The organism is Holdemania massiliensis (assembly GCF_022440805.1).
In the GTDB taxonomy this organism is placed as follows: domain Bacteria; phylum Bacillota_I; class Bacilli_A; order Erysipelotrichales; family Erysipelotrichaceae; genus Holdemania; species Holdemania massiliensis_A.
Genome location: NZ_JAKNTK010000001.1, coordinates 172,917 through 191,264, shown reverse-complemented (window position 1 = coordinate 191,264; position 18,348 = coordinate 172,917). Strand labels below are relative to the sequence as shown.

The following is an 18,348-nucleotide window of genomic DNA, read 5'->3' as shown; positions in this document are numbered from 1 at the left end:
TAAAAGAACGCAAAAGAGAAAAGTTTTGCAACTCTAACATCAAATTTAAGAATTTCTTTCCTTTCGACGGCGCCGCATGCTGGCTGAGAATGTCCACACGATCAAAAAGCCAGAGGTCGCAAAGCACAAAAAGGCCAGCCCTACCTCACCGCGCCGGCGGTTATACTCCACAACCGAACTGACTGCACTGCGGGCAATGACCGGCTTTGAGGAAGCGGCCTGCAGCTGAGCAGCATAGGTGTAGTCAGGATTGGAAATGGAAATGGTAGCTGCCCCTTCTTCAACCAGTAAACGCTGAACCAGCTCGCCATCCGCAAACAACCAAACAGGAAGCGGTGTAGTCTGGGCGACGTGATCATCAATTTCAAAGGTTACGGATGCGGCCTGATTGAGGATTTCACAGGCTCGAATTTTCCCCGTATCCGTCAGTTCAATATCAAACAATGTAACCGGCAGCGATTGTTCGTGAAGCACTACCGTGATCTGTCCCTGATCACAGTTCCATTCTTCCGCCGTATAGGTTAAATTCCAGGACAAACCGGTCAGCTGGATCAACAAAAGAAAAAAAGCCAACTCCATCACCTCTCTAGCAGTATGGATAAAGTTTGCTTTTTTATGCTGAATTCTTTGGGTCTTGAGATGAAAGAACGACTTATTCCGGAAGCTGCTCCGCAATTTCATGAAGCTTGCCGAAACGATGCTTCATACCGGACTTGGACATGGCAACGCCCGTCTGTTTTTCATATTCCGCGCTCAATTCGTTCAGACTGGCTTCCGGATACTGCACCCTCAGCTGGGCCACGGCTTTCAGCTTTTCATCGAGAAACCGCAGCCGTCCGGCTTTTTCAATCCGCGCGATATCCTCCAGCTGCTTCTTCGCTGCCGCCTGACTTTTCATCTCATTGGCTACTTCACAATTATCCAGCCGCGTCAGGTTATTGCGGAAATCCCGATGGATGCGGATATCCTCAAACTTCATCAACGCTTCATAAGCCCCGACACAGCGCAGAAAATCCGCGATTTTATCGGCTGCTTTCAAATACACAACATACGCTGTCCGGCGGGAAATCACTTTGGCCGGCATATCAAATTTGTGCATCAGCTTCTGAATGAACAAGGCGTGCGATTCATCATTGGTGACAATTTCCAGATGATAATTCGTCTTTTGCGGTGAATTGACCGATCCCATCGCCATGAATGCACCGGCCAAGTAAGCTCTGGCACAGCATTCCTTCTGAACCAATTTGCGGGTCGGGTGATTCTGCAAGCCATGGTCTGTAAACAAGCCCAGATCATTGAGAATTTCCGTTGTCTTATTCAGCACCTGTAAACGATAGATGTTATTTTTCTTTAAGTTCATCTTTTTGATGACGGATAAGTCCGTTTCAACCGCATAGTTTTCCTTCAACAATTTAAGAATCCGTTTCGCTGTTGAGGCATTCTCCGTCTTAATCATTAACGACATGCCCTGAGCGTTAATCGTCAGGCTGGAACACAGCTGCACCAAAGCAGAAAGTTCCGCCTTCTGGCAACAGGTTTTCAGCTCATTCTGAGCAATTTCGGATTTGACTTCTGTGGTAAATGACATACTTACTCCTTCATTTTCGCTAACAGCTGCTGCATGCTGCGGCGGATTTTATCGGCATCATGGCGGACGAGCTCATCGCTGAAATCCAGTAGGGACGTCGGAGTGACCTGATAGGCATGCTGATCCTGAACCATTTTAACCGGTCTTCCACCCTCAGCCGCATAGCGGGTTAAAATTGTTTCTGGTATCGGATCCTGGGCAAACAGTACTTCATTAATTTTAGCGCCATGACGAATCAGGGCGTCGACATGATCTTCCATCGTAAAATCATCCGTTTCCCCTGGCTGACTCATCGCATTGCACAGGTAAACGCCGTAAGCGTGCGATTGATGAATCGCTTCGGCAATTTCCGGAATGATCAGATTCGGCAGGATACTGGTGAAAATGCTGCCGATCCCGTAAACGATCAGATCCGCTTCCTGAATCGCATGGACAGCCTTTTCCGAAGCTTTGACCGTTTCCTGGTAAAACACGGTATCGATCCGGTTATTCATATTCGGAATGTTGGACTCCCCGCGGACAATCGTTCCGTCTGCCATGCGGGCAAACAGCGTGATCACCTGCGTTGTCGCCGGGATGATATCGCCGCGCACATTCAGCACCTTGGACAAGATCCCGATGCTTTCCAGAAAGCTTCCGCAGCTTTGCGTTAACGCTGTCAGAATCAGGTTGCCGAGATTATGTCCCATCACACCCTGATCTTCCTGTTCTGGATCCGCTTCGCCTTCAAACCGGTATTCCATAAGATTTTTCAATAACGTTTCTGATTCAGCCAAAGCAATCAGAACGGCGCGAATATCCCCCATCGCCGGGATATGAAACTGACGACGCAGCCGGCCGGTACTGCCGCCGTCATCCGCTACGGTGACGATCGCTGAAATCTGAATATCCTGAATAAACTTAATGCCGCGCAGAATGACCGACTGGCCATGCCCGCCGCCGATGACGACCACTTTCAACGGTCTATTGTTCATCTAATCCCCGCTTATCGCGGTGTTCTTTATAACAGTTATATTGAATTTTATAGTGGTCATACAGGAAATTCGTGATCGAAACAGAGCGATGCTGACCGCCGGTACAGCCAATCGCCACGGTGAAATGATTCTTGCCTTCCTTGACATATTCAGTAAACGCATAATCGAGGAATTCCAGCAGACGTTTGATGAACTCCTGAGTTTCCGGTTTATCCATTACATAATGATAGACCTGCGGATCATCACCGGAATACGGCCGAAGCTCCACTTCCCAATACGGATTGGGCAGAAAACGCACATCAATCATCAGATCCGCGTCCAGCGGTACGCCATGCTTGTAGCCAAATGAGATGAAGCTGATCGAAAAGACCGGCGCGCTGCTCAATGAAAAATACTTCTCGATCTTCTGTTTCAGTTCCGACGCTTTTAAGAACGTCGTGTCAACTAACAGAAAAGCGGTATCTTTATAATTCTGGAACATCTGCCGCTCCACGCTGATCGCTTCCTCCAGCGTATTGCAAGCGTTGGAGATTAAAAGCGGATGCGTCCGCCGCGTCGATTTATAGCGGTGCAGCAGTTCTTCATTGGAAGCATCCAGAAACAGGACGCGCACATCCATGTCCTCACCTTCAAAAGCTTTGAGGAATTCCGGAAAATCTTTTGCGGACGTTGCCAGCGCTAAATACGAATAGCGCGGATCGGTACTGTTTTCGATCAGATCCACCAACAGACTTAACAGCTGAACCGGGAACTGGTCGATGCAGTGATATCCCATATCTTCCAAAACGCTGGTCGCACTCGTTTTGCCCGCTCCGGACATCCCGCTGACCAGGATAACACGCTTTTTCTTCATCTCGATCACCTCTTGTTTTGTTAGCTGTATTTTACCACAGCCCCTGGCGGTTCTCAATCGTGAACCCCTTGTTTTTCTCAATCTGACTTTTCCCCGCCGTTTTTCAGCATACAGAGAATCTATCTTTTCTATCGTATGTCCTGTCATCAATTCAATGTTTGCTTTTGCCCGATTTCTGTTTATCCTTGTCGGAACCAAGGGTGATCCAAGGAAGCAGAAACAAACGCTTCACGCAGTCTTTCCAGGCACAATCCGGCCTTTCTATTCTTCCGTTTTCTTTGTATAATTTTTTTAAAGGAGTGAAAATGATGAAGCGTATGATCAAGGCATTACGAAAGATAATTCCTTTTCTCTTGCTGACAGTGACCGCTTATCTGTTTTTAACTCCCTTTCAAAACACACTTTTTGTTGATGATCTTTCCAGACTAAACTTGGATGCTTATCAACGATATGTCAGAAATCAAAATTTTTATAAAAATCTTGAGGAGTCAGATTATCATCATTTCGCTTTTCTGGTGGATCAGGAGAATAAAATTGATACCTTTATCCACAGCTTAACTCCTGTTTCAAGAAATGGCTTCCGTTACGATGGCATGCTTTTGGCCAACAGAGAATTCCCCGCAATCAACAGCACCGGCCTTTATCTGAGCAATCATGAAACCCTGTATTTCCTGACCTCTGCCCAGTTTCACTATCATGGAAAACCGACAATCCTTGTCATCAAGCAGAAAATAGTGGCAGAACAAACTCAACTCGTTGAAGCGGTTTACTATACAAGCTCTCTGGACATCAAACAATTTTGGCTTTCCTTGGAAAATTTCAATTCTAATCTTGTCCCATTCTCCTATTAAGTATACTTAATCATTCAGTTATTCTCCCAAGGAGGAAAGCATCGTGTTCAACAATGATACATCTGCTTCATTTTTTAAGAGTACGCTATGTTTTTCACTTTATCTTAATAAAAAGAAAACGTATAAGCAATTATCAAAGTGAAAAGAAAACAGAGATGATCAAACTAATATGAGCATTTCTGTTTTATTTGCTGACTTTAGATTATGACTTTCGTTCTCCGTTCCCCTCATCCGCTGATTTTAACTTTCCGCTGATGGATATAATATTCATAAGGATCCAGCAGGTTATCTGCTTCATCCTTCAAAATTCGGGGCTGTCCCTCCGTCATGCAGCGAATCAGCATTTCTGCCGTATTTAATCGAATTGGATCGCCGTCAGTCCGGATAACAAAAAAATAAATCCGTTTAATCTTCTTATTTTTTATAGGCAAAGGTTTCACCAGATAAAACAATTTCGTCATCATCCGTCTTTTTTCGGATGTAAACAGAAGAATGTTCAACGTTTCGTCCAATATCAGCCAATCCAAATGAAGAAATTTCCGATACAGTAAGTAGGCCAGCCACTGTTGATCCAATTCTTCAAGATAAAAGCTGATTAACGTCTTTTTTAATTGTTCCACATCAGAAAAATGAGCGTCCAGATAAATATCATCCCGGCTCAGCGATGAAAAAGGCGTTTCATATTGAAGCGACGGCTGGATCATGTTCTGATAGAGAGCATCATAATCATTGTTGTTGAGATAGTAATCGATTTTCAGAACAGGGACTGAATCCGGAACGGAAACCGGAACGCTTTCATCAAAACAAATCAGAAAATCAACTGTCTCCCGTGATATTTCCGTCAACTCCCGTTCTCTTAAGATCGCTACGGACTGAACATAATAATGCAGCCGTTCCATCAAAGCTTCTTTCAAAGCTTCCGCCACGAACACATTCGCCACCGGGTACACAGCCAGCCGCAGCTGCATCCGCTTATTCTCAATTTTTTTAATCTGACGGTACAGAAACAGTGAGATCAGACATTGTGAAACTTCGCCGATATCGCAGTCAAACCAGTTCTGAATGATATCATGAATAATAATGGCGATTTGACAAGAAACCGGGGTTTGTTTCGCGATCCGAACCAGTTCAGAAGTCGTATTATTCTCCGGAATCTTAAACGACATCCGCACGACAATGGGAATCAAAAAGCGCAGAAATTCTGTTTTCATAGCGTCCATCGCAGACAGACTTAAAATGTCCAGAGAGGCAAATTTCCTGCGGATTTTGTCAAACAGGACTGCCGCCAGGTCATAGAAAGGACCAAAGCGCGTTTCCTCAATTTCACTGTCGGATAAATCCAGATTGCAGAGAAGAAACAAAAGCTGAAACCGCTGTTCCTGAACCGGCAGGGCATGACCATAATATGCCTTTAGCTGCAGACAAAGATCGTCCAGCGGAAACAGCGGACGAAACTGATCGAGCAGCCGTGCCTGTTCCTCAGAAAAGGTTACGGAATGCCCTGCTTTCTGGCGCCGATTTGACAACATGATCATCACTATCCATTTGCGGGTTTCCAGGTCGCTGATCGCAAGTTTCTGACTGCAGATTAAATCCGAAACAATGCGTGCGATTTCCTCGCGTTCCCGACCTTCCATGTGATCCTTGTGATCAACATCCAGAAAGACGTCCATCATCTTCACCTTATGGTTATAGTAACAAATGGAATCCATATAACAGAAGCGGTAGTTAATCTCATTTCCTTCAATTTTCATCCCATGGTAGGGCCGGCTGACCAGTTTCAGATTATAGTCGCTCAGCATTTTCCGGACTTCTTTCATCTCCCGTGAAATTGACTGGGGATTGAGCCACATCTGATCCGCAATGACCTGGAGTTTGATATACCCTTCGCTGATCAGCAGCTGTTTTAAAATCGTATTAATCCGCAGTTTAAAATTCTCCTGCAGGTCATATACATTATAAAAGCGATATCGAAATTGATTTTTCAATTCCCGGATCACGCGCGGATCCTGGGCCTGAAGCAGGAAGCCGCGGTTTTTACGCAGACAGATTTGAAGATTATTCTTGCGTATCGTATCGTTGATCACCTGAATATCATTATGAATCGTTTTCTCTGAAACGTTCATCTGCTCGCACAGCATCGGATAAGTCAGATATTGTCCTGTATGATTAAGAAACTCGTAAAGCAGGGACAGCTGCCGGTAATTCGCATTCATGCCGAACACCTTTTTCTTTCCATCGTTATTTCCTCCTCATTATAACATTCGGGCAAGCTTCCTCAGATCAAACTTCTTTCCAGTTTCTTCCTGATTTCGAAACAGACAAAAAAGGAAGCCACCTTCCTTTTCTGCGAATGATCAGAAAATACCGAAGAAAGATCCGACAACCGCCATCACCAGAATCAAGGCAATAACTGTAATCGGCTTCCATTTGCGTTTGAGCAAAGCTACGATGCCAAACAACAGACCCAACTCTAACAAACCCGGCATGATCTCATCAAAAATTGTCTGTACTACCATTTCCGCGCCGCCGCCCATCGGCACGATCAAAGGAATTTGAACAGAGACCATCTGCGCGACCAAAGCGCCCACCATCATCAGTCCCATGATACATGCCGACTGTGTAATCATGTTAATGATCCCGGAATGGAAGGCTTCAGTAATGACATTGGTGCCTAAGCCATAGCCAAGTTTGATTAATATCCACTTCAGGGCTAGGAAGGATCCGCCGTAAATTGCGACAAAGAGCACGACGCCCAATGGATTCCCCTGAGAAGCCAGGGCAATGCCGATACCGCCGGAAATCACGCGGATGCAGTTGAAGAACAGCGAATCGCCGATGGCTGCCAGCGGCCCCATCAAAGATGTTTTAATATTCGTAATCATCTGCGGAGATACTGATTCCGGATTGGCTGCCCGTTCTTTTTCCAGAGCATAGCTGACGCCCAGGCAGAGTCCAGACATACTGGCATTGCAGTTAAAGAACTCTGTGTTGCGCAGCATTGCTTCCCGTCTCAGTTCTTCGTTTCCAGCATAGACTTCATTTAGAATTGGAAACAGGCAGAAAGCATAGGTTTGTCCCATCATCTTGACCATATTGAAGGTTGCCCAGAAATGACCGGAACGCCAGAACAAATGTCTCAGGTTTTTCTTTTCTTCAGGGGTATATACTTTTTTCATCCGAACAAATCCTCCTTACCCGCATGATTTTCTGGCAGCTGCGCCAGTATTTCATCTTTCATCTTTTTTGCCTGCCATTGCCGCGTATAGTTGAGAATCGCAGCCGCTAAAGCAAAAATGCTGACACCGATAATCGGCAGATTCAGAAATTTAACAAAGGCGAAGCCAAGAAAGAAGTAAATGCCCAGGGCCTTCGACCAAATCATGGAGGTCAGAATTGCGAAGCCGACCGCGACCAGCATTCCACCGGAAACACTCAGGCCGTTCATAACGAAGGCCGGAAGTAAATTCGTTACTGTCTGAAGATTTTCAACGCCGAGCGCGGCCGCCAGAAAGACGACCATCGTCTTAGGCAGCGGACGAATGATAAACATACTGGCATAGTGCAGCAGCGTATAGGATTTATCTTTTCCTTCACGGGCAAATTTTTCAAACAATCCAACTAAGGAAATATCAATCGGTGAAATCAATGTGCTGACATACTGCATGACCGTTCCAATCGGCACGGCCAGAGCCAACGCCAAATTGAGATCCGCGCCGGTCAGAACAACAAAGGCCACCGACAAAATGGAGGCTGAGCAGGGATCGGAGGGAATTACGCCGCCAATCGCCGATATTCCCATATAAATAGCTTCCAGGGACGCCCCCATAATTAATCCGGTTTTCATATCCCCTAAAGCAAGACCGGTCAAAGAAGCTACAAATAAAGGCCGCCAGGTTGCATCCCAGGCCATGCTGCAGTCCAACAGGTAGACAATATAGTACACGAAGGCCAGAATTAAAGCACTTTGGATCATGAAATTTTCTCCTCCTCTTCTTATAAGAATTGTTTCAGATCTTTTTTTGGCAAAGTCGGCAGAACCTGAACTTCACAGCGGACAAGCTCAGCCATTTCCCGCAGCTGTTCCAATTCTTCCTCACTGGCTGAAAAGTTCTCAGTCAGTGAACGGCGCTGATGCCTGTCCCCAACTCGGCCGAAATTTCCAATGTTGACACAGGGAATTCCCGGTACCTGCCGAACCAGTTCCAGAGCATCTTTAGGCTTGTCTGCGACGATCAGAATCTTCATGTCGGCAATCCGCTTGTCATTCAGCAGGTTCACTGCCCCGCGAAGGTTTTTGACCGCAACTTGGATTCCGGGCGGTGCAGCCATTCGCAGCGTCATCGTAACTAGTTCGTTGTCCGCCGCTTCATCATTAGCCACGACAATGGCATTGACTCCCAGCTGACGTGTCCATGTCGTCGCAACCTGACCATGGATCAGCCGTTCATCAATCCGCAGTAAACGAATCATTCTTATCTCCTCCTCTCTGTTTTGATGGATCTCAGAAATTAACACTTTCTGCATGAACTTTCTTCTTCAATTCTGCAGCACGCTTCTGATAACTTCATTGTAAAGAGCTTCAAGGCTGAACTCCATCCCAGATAATTCGTGTTTAATCGGTAATTTTATGATGCTTTTTCAGCGCCTGTTCAGACTGTTTTTAACGATTTCTGAGCTTTTTTGAATTGTCAAATAAGAAAATGACGGGATAAACCCGCAGTTTAAGCAGGAAAGAAGGATAAAAAAAGACCCAAAGATCCGATTCCAAATGAATCAGTTCTTTGGGATTTTCAGCGGCTTAGCCTATTTTCAACTTAGTGATTGCCGGATTGCGTTCAATTTCATCTCCTTGCCGATAGACTGTTCTTCCCTCGACAATGGTTTCCAGGACCTGAAAATTCTCATCAATCAGGATCAGATCAGCCTGTTTTCCAGCTTTAAGACTGCCCAAAGCGTGATCGAGATGAAAATGCCGGGCGGCGCTGAGCGAACTCATTTTAACGGCTTCGCTTAACGGAAGATGCAGCGTCTGCGTCAGATTGCGCAGTCCGTCGATGACAAACAGGCTGCTTCCGCACAGCACATCGCTGCCTTCGACGACAACCCGGCCATCCGGTTTCAGACGGACAGGACGGGGCTGAGTATTGTAGACCCCTTCTTCCAGCCCGGCCAGTTCAGAAGCGTCCGCAATCATGCAAAGATGATCGCAGCCTTTGACCTGAATCATCAGCTGGATAAATTCCGGACTGAGATGGATAAAGTCACAGATCAGTTCAGCGATCATTTCCCGCTGCAGCATCAGCTGGCCCAAAACGCCGATGTTTCGCTGATGAATCATGGACATCGCATTTCCTGCATGACTTACACTGCGCACTCCCCATTCCACCGCTCTTTTCATTTCCTCTGAAGAAGCATCGGTATGACCGGCCGCGACTTGAACTCCCGCCTTTTGATAGGCTTCTATCGCAGCCTGAGCGCCCGGCAGCTCCGGCGCCAGCGTTACATATTTTAAAAATCCCCGGCCGGCCTGAATGAAACGTTCCGCTAATTCCCGGCTGGGATTGGGCATCCATTGGGGGGTCATAAATCCGGCACCGGACTTGTTTAAATTGAAGCATGGAGCTTCAAGGTTTATGCCTAATATTTGGGCGCCCGGCATCTTTTCATTTTGGACAAGATCGGCGATTCCCGACATGATTTCACACATTTTCTCTTCCGACCAAAGGGAAACCGTGGCAAGAAACGAGGTAATTCCCCGCGAAGCATAGAATTTGGACAGCTTGCGAATTTCATCAATGGATCCGGAATTAGCCAGATAATTCGTCAGATAACCCCCACCGCCATGGGTGTGGATATCAATAATGCCCGGCAGAATAGCCCAGGCCTCTTCCTCTTCTGTTTCTCTGACCGGCTGCGGATCAATCGAGCTTATACGATCTCCATCCAGGATCAGACTCCCCTCGACGATCCCCTGTTCGGTTACGATCTGCCGCGATGTTAATTTTCTCATCGTTCTACCTCTTTTCTTTCTTCTCTGACTTCACTATAAAGAAACCGGCTGCGGACTTCCACCAGAAAAACTTCGGGTTTTTCCGGAAATGCCGCTCAGGAAGAATCCAGGTTTTGAGCTTGGCGCGGACAGGAAAAACTGCCGGCTACTGCATTATCTTTTACAGCGGAAAAGAAATTTTCGGCATCTGGCCGCTTAATTCTTCAATTTGGATCTGTTTTAACAGTGCTTCCACCTGTTTCCGCTGCGCAATCCCGCGGCTGAAGGCCGTTGCCGTACCACAGGCCGCTGCCCAGCGCAGACTTTCCTCAAAGGATGCAGACGGGTTTTCCAACGAAGCTAAAAATCCGGCGACCATCGAATCTCCGGCACCCACAGTGCTGATCATTTCCCCTGTCATCGGTAATTGCCGGTACACGCTGCCATCCGCCGCAAATAAAACTGAACCCTCTGCCCCCATGGATACCAGGACATGCTGAGCGCCCAGCTGACGCAGCTCCTGAATTTGATCGTCTAAAGAAGCTTGGGGATTGGATACCATCTGCCGGAGCTCAGCTAAATTCGGTTTGATCAGAAACGGATGAAACCGCAGCGTCTTTTTCAGCAGATTTCCTTCGGCATCCACGACGACGCGAATGGAGGGATCTTCCAGCTGGGAAAGTATCTGTTCGTAGATTGATTCCGGTAAGGTCGGCGGTACATTCCCGGAAAGCACCAGCGTATCCTGAGGATGGATGCCGTGAATTTTTTCCAGCAGCGCTTCCCTTTCTGCCGCACTGACCGCAGGCCCGCGGCCATTGATTTCCGTTTCCTCCCCAGCGCTGATCTTGACGTTGATTCGTGTCTGTCCTTTTTCACAGCGGATAAAATCCGCCGTGATCGCCTGCGCCTGCAGCTGACGAATCAGTTCCTCGCCCGTAAAGCCGGCCGCAAAGCCCAAAGCGGTTGTCGGTACCTTCAGCTGCGCCAGCATCAACGATACGTTAATCCCTTTGCCGCCGCCGATCAGCGCTTCACGGACGCAGCGGTTGGTTTCACCCAGCTTTAAAGATTCAACGGTGCAGTAATAATCCAGCGCCGGATTTAATGTGACGGTATAAATCATAGAATTCCTCTTTTCCGTTTCGATGATCAAGCAAACGCATTTGAAAAAACCTGAACCGGATAAGGGTTCAGGTTCGGCAGCGAAAGCTTAAGCGAAATGCAGTTCGTTGCTCATTTCAGCAACATGGCTGATCGTCTGATAAACAGAACAATATTTTGTCGCCAGATCGAAAGACTTGCGAACTGCCTCTTCCTTCTCCGTCCCACGGATCGTCACAGTCAGATGCACGGTTTTTAACGTGGTCGGAACTTCTGTCCGTTTTTCACCTTCCACAACAATCTCCGCACCTTCGATTGCGATTCGTTTCTTTTCCAATATGCCTAAGAATGTCACATACAGGCAAGAGGCCAGCGCCCCGTAAAGCATGTCGTAAGGCGCAGCGGAACCGGGTTCCCGGCCAATTTTAACAACGCCTTCATCTAACTGCAGTTCACCATGAAATCCATTCTCAAACCGAATTGTTCTTGATGCCATTTTTTATTCCTCCTTTACGTTTCCCGATGTTCCCGCTTCAAGGGAATCCGCGAAACGTTCTCTCTTTTTATCTATGCAGAAATCTTGCCTCAGATCCATTAATGTTTGATTTGATGGAAAGCCTGCTGAGCGGCAATCGCGCCGTCGTTGGCAGCAGTGACTACCTGACGCAGCGTTTTCGCCGTCACATCGCCCACCCCATAAATCCCCGGGCAAGTGGTTTCCATGTTGTTATTCACAAGGATGTAGCCATGATCGTCGAGGATTCCCAAATCCTGCGCAAACTCCGTGCAGGGATCCGCGCCAATATACGGGAATACCGCTTTGGTGTTCAGCGTTGTCAGCTTTCCGTCATGAACATTCTTTAAGACGATGCCACCGACCTTGCCCTCCTGTTCCAGAATTTCCACCGGAACATGACTGCGGATAATATCAATCTTCGGGTTCTGTTCGATCGCCTGCTGAATAATCGGCTCGGCCCGGAACACATCACGGCGGATCACAATATGAACTTCACTGGCAAACTGCGTTAAATACAACGATTCTTCCAGCGCTGAATTTCCCCCGCCGATGACGGTCACCGGCTGATCACGGAAGAAGCTGCCGTCGCACACCGCGCAATAGGATACACCCTTGCCGGTCAGTTCTTTTTCGTTCGGTATATTTAACAGCCGTTCACGGGTCCCAGTCGCAATGATCACAGCGGCAGCGGTATAAATCTGACCATCGGCACAGACAACCTGCTTGATTGGACCCTCGATAATTTTTTCCACATCACCATACAGGTATTCTGCCCCGAAGTGCGTGGAATGCTCGAACATCTGATAGGCCAGATCCGCTCCGTTGATCTCCTTAATTCCCGGCCAGTTCTGAATTTCATAGGTCTTGATCATCTTACCGCCCGGCGCTGCTTTTTCCAGCATTGCGGTTTTTAAGCCTGCCCGGCTGGCATAAACCGCGGCAGTCATGCCGGCAGGTCCGGCGCCGATAATGATTACATCATATTGCTTGTCCATGTTAAATCCTCCTTGACCAGAGCTTCGATCTGCCGCAGATCATCAATGATCCGATTCGGTTTTTCATTTTCAAGCTGTTCCCGGCGTTCCGGATTGAACAGATAGCCGACAGAGAAAACTCCAGCGTTGCGGGCAGCCTGAATGTCCATTGGACTGTCGCCGACATAGATCACGCTGTCATGGCCTTCATTCATCAATCGACAGGCTGTCAGAATGCCCTCCGGATCCGGTTTGCCGTTTTTCACTTCATCCTGGCCGATGATCACGTCGAAATACCCTTCCATCTGGTTCAAGGTCAGACCGAGCAGGACCATTTCCTTAATCTTTGTGGAAACGATGCCCATTTTATAGCCTTCCGCTTTTAAATAATCCAGCATTTCCACAGCGCCGTCCATCGGTTTAACCAGATCTGCGTGGAAGGCGCGGTTGTGCTCGCGGTATTCCTTTGTCAGCTGATCGGCATCCTGATCAGGGAAATATTCGGCGAACATGGCTTTCAGGGAAGGCCCCAGCACCGCCAGCTGCTTATCCCGGGTAAATTCTTCTTCTGTTCTGTATTTTTTAAACAGTTCACGATAGCTGGCTAAAATCGCCGGCTCTGTATTCAGCAGCGTTCCGTCTAAATCAAACAAAATGACGGGTTTTGGATTTTTCGTCAGCTTGCGGAAAACCCCCAGCATGCCTAACAGACCAACAACAATAAAGATCACAGAAATGACTTGCGCCATCCGCAGTCTTCCTAACATCAGACTGTCTGTCCGCAGTCCTTCGACGACGATCCGGATCGCACCGTACCAAAGCATATAGGCGTAAACCCCATCACCACGCTTCGGTTTGGAGAACTTTTTATACACAAAGACGATCAGAATGAAGCCTAAGATATCGCCGACACTTTCATAGAAGAACGTAGGTTCGCGATAGGCGCCCTGAATAAACATCTGATTTTTAAACCATTCCGGATAAAACCGATAAAAGGATTCGCTGACGGTGCGGCCGAAAGCTTCCTGATTGATAAAATTGCCCCAGCGGCCAATCCCCTGCGCCAACAGCACATTCGGCACGATCGCATCGGCCATCCGCATAAAGTTAATCTTATGTTTGCGGGCATACCAGAGTCCAAACAGCACGCCGCCGAACAGCCCGCCCTGAATAGCCAGGCCGCCTTCAAACGTGTAGAGAATATGGATTGGATTGGCCAGATAATATTCCAGATTGTAGAAGGTGCAGTACCACAGCCGGGCACCGATCAGCCCGCAGATCAGGCAGCCGAGAAACAGATCCTCCGCCGTTTCTGCTTTGTATCCCATCTTTTTGATTTCCTTGACGCAGAATGAATACGCCAAAACGGCTCCGCAGAGAATGATCACTGCGTACCACTTAATAGACAGACTTCCGATGGCAATAAAAGTCTGCGGATCAGGAAAAAACTGCATTGTCGATTACTCCTTTTCTGTTTCCGGCGGTACGGCATTGGCTGCATTCTGCCGCTCAATGTAGTCGTACACCCGGTTCTCAAACGCTTTCGCACTGTCGAATCCCATTTCTTTCAAACGGAAATTCGTGACTGCCGATTCAATCAGCACGGCAATCGTCCGGCCTTCCTTCACCGGCAATACGATTTTCGGCACATCCACTTCCAGGATGTGCATAAACTGTTCAGTTTCAATTCCGACGCGGGCATATTCGGCGTTGGAATCAAACTTTTCCAGCGAAACGACCAGATCAATCTGCGCAGAAGGCAGCAGCGCGCTGGCGCCGAACATCTTCGCTACGTCGATGATGCCGATGCCGCGGATTTCCAGCATGCCCTGAAGCAGTTCCGGGGAATGGCCGATGATGCTGTTGTGGACACGCACCACATCCACGCGGTCATCCGCCACCAGAATGTGACCTTTGCGGATGAGTTCCAGCGCTGTTTCACTCTTGCCCATCCCACTTTCACCGCAGATCAGCACGCCTTTGCCATACACGCTGATCAAGACGCCATGAATGCTGTCGGAGGGTGCCAGGCGTTCATCCAAGAAGCTGATCAGATCGACCATCAGCCGGGAAGTGGTCATCGCGGTGCGGAAGATCGGGAAATTTTTATATCCCGCAACCTCCAGCAGCACCGGCGGACATTCGCGGTGATGGGTTAAAATGATCGTCGGCGTGTAGCCGTCGGTCAGCTGCTCAAAACGCTCTCGCTGGATTTCCACGGAGAGCGTGTCGATATACGCTTGTTCTTTGTCGCCGATGATCACGATCCGGCGAGGTTCTGTATGCTTGTAAAACCCTGCCAGTTCCAGTCCCGGACGGTTGACGTCCGGAACGATCACCCATCGGTTCAGCGATTCTTCGTTGCCGCTGAGCTGTTCAAATTTGAAATAGTTCTGCAGCTCGCTGATCATAACCTTGCCTTCGTATTCCATAGCCTCATCCTTTCTCAAGCATGGATTTCAGATATTGGCCGGTGTAGCTCTTTTCTACTTTGACGATCTGTTCCGGGGTGCCTTTGGCGATAATCGTACCGCCCTGATCGCCCCCTTCCGGGCCAATATCAATAATGTAATCGGCACATTTAATCACATCGAGATTGTGTTCGATGACAATGACCGTATCTCCATTATCGACGATTCGCTGTAAGACCGCAAGTAATTTTTTAACGTCATGGGTATGCAGACCGGTTGTCGGCTCGTCCAGGATGAAGACGGTCTTGCCGGTCGCCTTGCGCTGCAGCTCGCTGGCCAGTTTCACACGCTGAGCCTCGCCGCCCGACAACGTGGTTGCCGGCTGACCGAGCTTGACATAGTCCAGGCCGACGTCATGCAATGTCTGAAGTTTGGATTTGATTCGGTGAATTGAAGAAAAGAACTCAATCGCTTCTTCCACTGTCATTTCCAGTACATCGTAGATATTTTTGCCTTTGTAGGTAACCTGCAACGTTTCTTCATTGTACCGCTTGCCATGGCATTCTTCGCATGGGACATAAACGTCCGGCAGAAAGTGCATCGAAATCCGCTTCACGCCGTCGCCCTGACAGGCTTCACAACGCCCGCCGCGGACGTTGAAGGAAAACCGGCCCTTGTCATAGCCGCGCAGCTTGGCTTCCGGAGTCTGGGTAAACAGGTCCCGGATATCATCAAAGACACCGGTGTAGGTTACCGGATTGGAGCGCGGGGTGCGGCCGATCGGATCCTGTGAGATTTCAATGACCTTATCGAGATTTTCCAATCCTAGAATTGCCTTGTGCTTGCCCGGCTTGATGCGTGTCCGGCCTAAGGAATGCTGCACCGCTTTGCACAGGATTTCATTGACCAGCGAAGACTTGCCGCTGCCGCTGACTCCCGTTACGACTGTCAGAGTCCCTAACGGGAACTTCACATTGACGTTTTTCAGGTTGTTTTCCTGCGCCCCCTTGATTTCCAGGAATAAGCCGTTGCCTTTGCGGCGTTTTGCCGGCACATCGATCTTTTTGCGGCCGCTGAGGTATTGACCGGTAATCGAGCTTTCACACTGCATGACCATCTGCGGTGTCCCGCTGGCGATCACTTCACCGCCATGCACGCCCGCCCCCGGTCCGATATCGACAATCCAGTCGGATTCCATCATCGTTTCCTCATCATGTTCGACAACGATTAAGGAGTTGCCCAGATCACGCATGTTTTTCAAGGTTCTGATCAGCCGGGCATTGTCACGCTGATGCAGCCCGATGGAAGGTTCATCCAGAACATACAAAACACCGGTCAGCTGTGAACCAATCTGCGTTGCCAGCCGAATACGCTGCGCTTCACCGCCGGATAAAGTCCCAGCCAGCCGATCCAACGTCAGATATTCCAATCCAACGTCTTTTAAGAACGTCAGACGGCTGACGATTTCCTTTATGACTAACCGTGCGATTTCCGCCCGCATCGGATCCAGCTGTAAGTTCTTCATGAAATCCAGTGCCTGAATGACGGACATCGTCGTCCATTCATAAATATTCTTGCCGCCGACACGCACGCTCAGCGCCATCTCATTCAGACGCTTGCCGCCGCACTTCGGGCAAGGGGATTCAGCCATGAAAGAGGCATACCATTCCCGCGACATCGTTGACGTTGTTTCAACAAAACGCCGCTCAATCAACGTTTTAACTCCTTCGATGTAATCATTGCGGCTGAAGCGGTTGCCGGATCGGGAAGCGATGCTGTAGGCAATCGGTTCTTTGGAGCCATACAGGACGATTTCCAGTTCTTCCTTCGTAAAATCCTGAATTGGTTTGTCCAGATCAATATGATAATGCCGGCACAGCGTATTGAACGTCTGCCATTCAATATTCTCCGTATCAACAATGTTCTTGTAGTAAACGATGCCGCCCTTGCGGATCGATTTGGAGCGGTCCGGAATCAGGTAGTCGACATCCACCCGCTGGGTGATGCCCAACCCCTTACATTCGTCACACGCGCCCAATGGCGAGTTAAACGAAAACAGCCGTGGTTCCAGACGCGGCACGGAGAAGCCGCATTTCGGACAGGAATAGTTCTGTGAAAACAACAGTTCATTTTCTCCCGCCAGCACAACAACGATGCCGTTAGCCAGCTTGAGCGCCGTTTCCAGAGAATCATGAAGCCGGGAACGAATTCCGTCATTCTTGACGATTCGGTCAACGACAACATCAATGGAATGCTTCTTGTTCTTCTCTAACGGTTTGACTTCTTCCAGCAGAATCATCTGACCATCAACCCGAGCCCGCAGGTAGCCATCCTTCAGCAGCTTTTCAAAAACGTCTTTGAACGTTCCTTTTTCCCGATGCGCAACCGGCGCTAGGATCTCCAGACGCGTCTTATCCGGCTGTTCCATAATTCGATCCACCATTTGAGTAATCGTCTGGGAAACAATCGGCTCATTGTGGATCGGGCAATAAGGAACGCCGACACGGGCATACAAAAGCCGCAGGTAATCATAAATTTCGGTTACCGTGCCGACGGTGGAACGCGGGTTATTGCTCGTTGTTTTCTGATCAATGGAAATGGATGGCGACAAGCCTTCAATCAAATCCACATCCGGTTTCTCAACACCACCTAAAAACATCCGCGCATAAGCGCTTAACGACTCAACATACCGCCGCTGACCTTCCGCATAGATCGTATCAAACGCCAGCGATGTCTTTCCGGAACCGGACAATCCGGTCATGATGACCAGCTTATCCCGCGGAATCGTCAAATCGATATTCTTAAGGTTGTTCTCACGCGCGCCTTTAATAATAATTTTATCATGTTGCATGTTCTTACACCTCGCTTCATATAGCTTTCCCAAGAGTGCTTCTATTGTACATCATTCTTAAAAAAATTGCTTGGGAATGACTACTTCTTCCTTATTATAAGGGGAGTTCACTGCCCTCGCAAGCCTTTTCTTGAACAAAATTCAAGTAAAATGGAAAATTTCAGCATTCCTTCTTAAAGACATCAGCTTTTCGTCACCTGTTCGTGATAAAATAAGATATGAAAAAAGGAGGC

The 18,348-nt window shown here is 48.2% G+C and carries 16 protein-coding genes; 1 reads left to right on the top strand and 15 read right to left on the bottom strand.

Features of this window, described 5'->3' with window-relative positions; translation table 11 throughout:
- Positions 1–45: 45 nt before the first annotated feature.
- The 4 genes from MCG46_RS00865 to rapZ all read right to left on the bottom strand — a co-directional run bounded on the left by MCG46_RS00865 (position 46) and on the right by rapZ (position 3,415).
- Entirely contained in the window at positions 46–573 is a 528-nt protein-coding gene (locus MCG46_RS00865; RefSeq protein ID WP_240276747.1) for a hypothetical protein, read from the bottom strand.
- Positions 574–652: 79 nt separating this feature from the next.
- Positions 653–1,588, bottom strand: a complete 936-nt coding sequence (gene whiA, locus MCG46_RS00860) for a DNA-binding protein WhiA (RefSeq protein WP_240276746.1) — start codon at positions 1,586–1,588, stop codon at positions 653–655.
- A gap of 2 nt (positions 1,589–1,590) precedes the next feature.
- Positions 1,591–2,562 (bottom strand): gluconeogenesis factor YvcK family protein, encoded by a 972-nt coding sequence (locus MCG46_RS00855; protein WP_240276745.1) that lies wholly within the window; start codon positions 2,560–2,562, stop codon positions 1,591–1,593.
- Entirely contained in the window at positions 2,552–3,415 is an 864-nt protein-coding gene (gene rapZ, locus MCG46_RS00850) for an RNase adapter RapZ (protein ID WP_154238508.1), read from the bottom strand. Before rapZ ends, MCG46_RS00855 begins: the two co-directional genes overlap by 11 nt.
- Before the next feature lie 308 nt (positions 3,416–3,723).
- Here rapZ and MCG46_RS00845 point away from each other — a divergent pair, with 308 nt between their 5' ends.
- A complete protein-coding gene (locus MCG46_RS00845) occupies positions 3,724–4,266 on the top strand; it encodes a hypothetical protein (protein WP_240276741.1) in 543 nt (180 codons plus the stop codon).
- A 227-nt stretch (positions 4,267–4,493) separates the two neighbouring features.
- On the opposite strand, the gene MCG46_RS00840 is transcribed toward MCG46_RS00845, so the two are convergent.
- The 11 genes from MCG46_RS00840 to uvrA all read right to left on the bottom strand — a co-directional run bounded on the left by MCG46_RS00840 (position 4,494) and on the right by uvrA (position 18,115).
- On the bottom strand, positions 4,494–6,482 hold the full coding sequence (locus MCG46_RS00840; RefSeq protein WP_240276738.1) for a BglG family transcription antiterminator: 1,989 nt from the start codon (positions 6,480–6,482) through the stop codon (positions 4,494–4,496).
- A 141-nt stretch (positions 6,483–6,623) separates the two neighbouring features.
- Positions 6,624–7,445, bottom strand: coding sequence for a PTS system mannose/fructose/sorbose family transporter subunit IID (locus MCG46_RS00835; RefSeq protein ID WP_240276730.1), 822 nt, complete (start codon positions 7,443–7,445; stop codon positions 6,624–6,626).
- A complete protein-coding gene (locus MCG46_RS00830) occupies positions 7,442–8,242 on the bottom strand; it encodes a PTS mannose/fructose/sorbose/N-acetylgalactosamine transporter subunit IIC (RefSeq protein WP_154238512.1) in 801 nt (266 codons plus the stop codon). Before MCG46_RS00830 ends, MCG46_RS00835 begins: the two co-directional genes overlap by 4 nt.
- Before the next feature lie 20 nt (positions 8,243–8,262).
- Positions 8,263–8,739 (bottom strand): PTS system mannose/fructose/N-acetylgalactosamine-transporter subunit IIB, encoded by a 477-nt coding sequence (locus tag MCG46_RS00825; RefSeq protein WP_240276729.1) that lies wholly within the window; start codon positions 8,737–8,739, stop codon positions 8,263–8,265.
- Positions 8,740–9,067: 328 nt separating this feature from the next.
- Entirely contained in the window at positions 9,068–10,279 is a 1,212-nt protein-coding gene (gene nagA / locus MCG46_RS00820) for an N-acetylglucosamine-6-phosphate deacetylase (protein WP_240276728.1), read from the bottom strand.
- A 160-nt stretch (positions 10,280–10,439) separates the two neighbouring features.
- Positions 10,440–11,384 (bottom strand): 1-phosphofructokinase, encoded by a 945-nt coding sequence (gene pfkB / locus MCG46_RS00815; RefSeq protein WP_240276726.1) that lies wholly within the window; start codon positions 11,382–11,384, stop codon positions 10,440–10,442.
- An 87-nt stretch (positions 11,385–11,471) separates the two neighbouring features.
- On the bottom strand, positions 11,472–11,858 hold the full coding sequence (locus MCG46_RS00810; RefSeq protein ID WP_240276724.1) for an OsmC family protein: 387 nt from the start codon (positions 11,856–11,858) through the stop codon (positions 11,472–11,474).
- Positions 11,859–11,956: 98 nt separating this feature from the next.
- Complete coding sequence (gene trxB, locus MCG46_RS00805; protein ID WP_240276722.1) at positions 11,957–12,874, bottom strand: thioredoxin-disulfide reductase; 918 nt, start codon at positions 12,872–12,874, stop codon at positions 11,957–11,959.
- Complete coding sequence (lgt, locus tag MCG46_RS00800) at positions 12,853–14,307, bottom strand: prolipoprotein diacylglyceryl transferase (protein WP_240276719.1); 1,455 nt, start codon at positions 14,305–14,307, stop codon at positions 12,853–12,855. Before lgt ends, trxB begins: the two co-directional genes overlap by 22 nt.
- 6 nt (positions 14,308–14,313) lie before the next feature.
- The gene (gene hprK, locus MCG46_RS00795) at positions 14,314–15,285 is read right to left on the bottom strand and encodes an HPr(Ser) kinase/phosphatase (protein ID WP_240276716.1); all 972 of its coding nucleotides are present in this window, start codon (positions 15,283–15,285) and stop codon (positions 14,314–14,316) included.
- 4 nt (positions 15,286–15,289) lie between these two features.
- Positions 15,290–18,115, bottom strand: coding sequence for an excinuclease ABC subunit UvrA (gene uvrA / locus MCG46_RS00790; RefSeq protein WP_240276714.1), 2,826 nt, complete (start codon positions 18,113–18,115; stop codon positions 15,290–15,292).
- Positions 18,116–18,348 lie beyond the last annotated feature (233 nt).